General features: G+C 67.0%; 1 protein-coding gene. It reads left to right on the top strand.

Annotated elements, in window-relative coordinates:
* Nucleotides 1-2,996: hypothetical protein (locus tag SX243_25680; protein MDY7096381.1), on the top strand; the 2,996-nt coding region annotated here is incomplete at both ends.

Raw genomic sequence — 2,996 nt, 5'->3', positions numbered from 1 at the left:
CGGCGGAGATGGGATCGGCGCCTTCGTCACCTTCAATGGCGATGAATGGGGTGACCTGCGGAGGATCCTGAACCGTATCGAGCTCGCTGGCTTCGACGGTAGCAAGAACAGCTACTTCTTCCGCTACACCCCGAAGACCACCGTCCGCGGTTGCCCCCACGACGGCGGCTACCTGCCGCCGGAAAGCGACACCCTGACCACCCAGGTCCTCGACGGCATCGACGGTCCCGAGGGCCAGAGCTGGACCTTCGACACCTTCACTTCCACCAGCCCCTCCGGCGGCTGCTCGAATCTCGCCGGCAAGATCCAAGGCGTCCAGGCCCCGACCAAAGGCTGGCTACGCTTCGAGTACAACTTCTGGGAGTTCCCCACCCGCTGCGACTTCAAACCCGACGCCGATCCAACGCCGGACCTGACCTACAACCAATACGGCGTCGGCACCAAGATCCAGCAGGATCACAGCGGCGCCGAGATCGCCCGCTGGACCTACGACACGGAGCTCCACTTCGTGCCCAACGGCACGGAGCTCGACCCCACTCCCAACCACGGCGACGGCTGCCGGCGCTACGACTGGCGCCAGACCACCGTCACCGGCCCCATGACGCTGGACAACACCCGCACCCGAACCGTCCACTACACCTCGGTCTACGAGGGGCCGAGAGCCCCGGTCAGCAGCACGCCCATGGCCGACCCCCAGGTCACCGACTCCGGGCTCCCCTACACCAAGCACACCCAGACCACCGGCTCCGGCGGCGAGAAGCTCTTCCTGTCCCAGGAGATCTTTCATTGCAACACCGCTCCCGGGGGCAGCTGCGAGAAGCGCCGGTCCATCTATCGTCGCTATGCCATGGAGTGGCGGGATTGCGACAAGGTCAGCGGGGACTCCCCGGGCTGCTTTTCCGTCAATCCCCGGCCGGTGGTCGAGCGCACCGTCTTCCACAACGACCAGCACCGCTGGATCGAGAGCCGCTCCTCCGGCTGGAACGGTGCCGGCCGGGCCCGGGTGGAGGAGGTGGTGGACAACTTCGAAGGCGGAAACCACCGCACCGAGCGCACCGAGACCGCCTGGAGCGCCACCGGCGGCACGACCTTGTCGGTGAACAGCACCACCGGCTATCTCAACGTTGGCACTCCCTCGGCCTACTTGCCCAACCTCCAAACGCCCTGGATTCTCCACCCTTACGACCAGAAAACCGTCTTCGCCTCCGCCGGCGGGCGCCAGGTGATGGAGGCGAGCTTCAACGCCAAGGGCACCAAGACCTGCGAGCGGCTCTGGCGTCTGCCCTTCGGCAGGAGCTCAACGGACCTGGTGACGGCCTGGACTCCCGGCACGGCGGTGGGGGTCAACGCCGGTCTGCCCATCACCGAGATCCGCGCCGGCGGTGACACCGCCAGCCTCAGCACCGCCACGCTCTGCTCGGTCGCGGGCAGTGCCAGCAACGGCAGCCGCTTTCAGCTCGACCACACCTACCAGGATCTCCAGCTGGCCAGCACCCGCATCGGCTCCTACCCCTACAGCTACCAGGCCGACATCGACCCGAACACCGGCCTGGTCAAGACCTACTACGCCGTCACCGGCCAGAGCACCGACTACTCCTACGATGGCCTCGGGCGGCTGACGTCGGCCACGCCGGAGACCTCGCTCCACGAGGCCTCGCTGAGCATTCAATACTTCCGGCCCACCAGCGCCCCGCCCTGGATGAGGATCCGGCGCCTCGACGCAGGCCTGGAGCTGACCCGCGAGGAGCGCTACTTCGACGCCTTGGGCCGGCTCATCGGCGAGACCCGCCAGTGGCCCAAGCCCGACGGCACCGTCTCCACCACCAAGAAGGAGTATCAATTCCACACCGACGGCAACCTCTGGCGCGAGACCACCTGGCAGGAGATTCCGGTCAACCGCAACCAGTCGACCAGCTACAACCTCTACGACCCCTTCGGCCGCGCTTTCCGGGTCACCCAGCCCGACGGCCAGCAGCAGACCCACTTCTACAAGGGCCAGCGCAACGTCAAGGTCAGCTTCAATGTGGAAGGTCCCTCCGGCCCCCAGGAGACCTGGGTGCGCACGGTCTTCGATGGCCTCGGCCGGGAGATCGCCACCGTCACCCCGCTGCACCGCACCGACCAGGTCTACGGCCCCACCGGCCAAGTGATCTCCGCCACCCGCCACAGCGGCGCTCAGTCCCAGACCCGGCAATGGTCCATCGATGGCCGAGGCCTCTTGACCGCCGAGCGCCTGCCGGAGGTGGGTAATTCCGCGGGTCTGGGCACGGTGAGCTACGCCCGCGACGCCCTAGGGCAGGTCCGGAGCCGCCATGACGGCCGCACCTTCCTCGTCTACACCTATGACACCGGGGGCCGCCCGACGCAGCTGTCGGATGGTACGCGCCTGTGGAAGGAGTGGAGCTGGGGCACCAGCAATGTGGGTGAGGAGGACTATCGCAAAGGCAAGCTAGTCGAAGCGGTGCGCCACAACTGGCTCGATGACGGCCAGGGCGGCTTCGACGATTGGGCGGTCCGCGAGACCTACGAGTACCGGGGCCGCTTGGGCAAGGTCTCCGCTCGCGAGACCGCCCTCGAAAGCCCCACCACCTACGACCCGACCCTGCGCCAGACCTGGACCTACGATGCCCTGGGGCGCGTGAAGGTCGTCCAGTATCCCGAGTGCGTCCCCGACTCCTTCGGCCAGCTCCCCTGCGCCGACGGGGGAGATGTCGTGGCCCAGGACTTCTCGGCCTACTGGAGCTACTTCGGCAACCAGCCACAGCGGGTGGTGCTCTCTGGCAGCCAAGAGCCCAATGGCCTCTATGCCGAGTACAAGTACCACCCCAACCTCCAGCCCTTCCAGGTGAAGTTCCAGAACGGCACTTATGCCATTTACAACCAGGGCACCAGCGGCATGGCCCGCCCCGCCCGGCTCCAGCTCGCCAAGCCGCAGCCAGGAGGGAACACCCAGACCCTCTTCGACACCGGCTTCTACGCCTACGACGGCGCCGGCA

Source organism: Acidobacteriota bacterium, assembly GCA_034211275.1.
GTDB lineage: Bacteria > Acidobacteriota > Thermoanaerobaculia > Multivoradales > JAHZIX01 > JAGQSE01.
The sequence above is the reverse complement of the archived record's forward strand: the minus strand, read 5'-3'. Positions and strand labels throughout refer to the sequence as shown.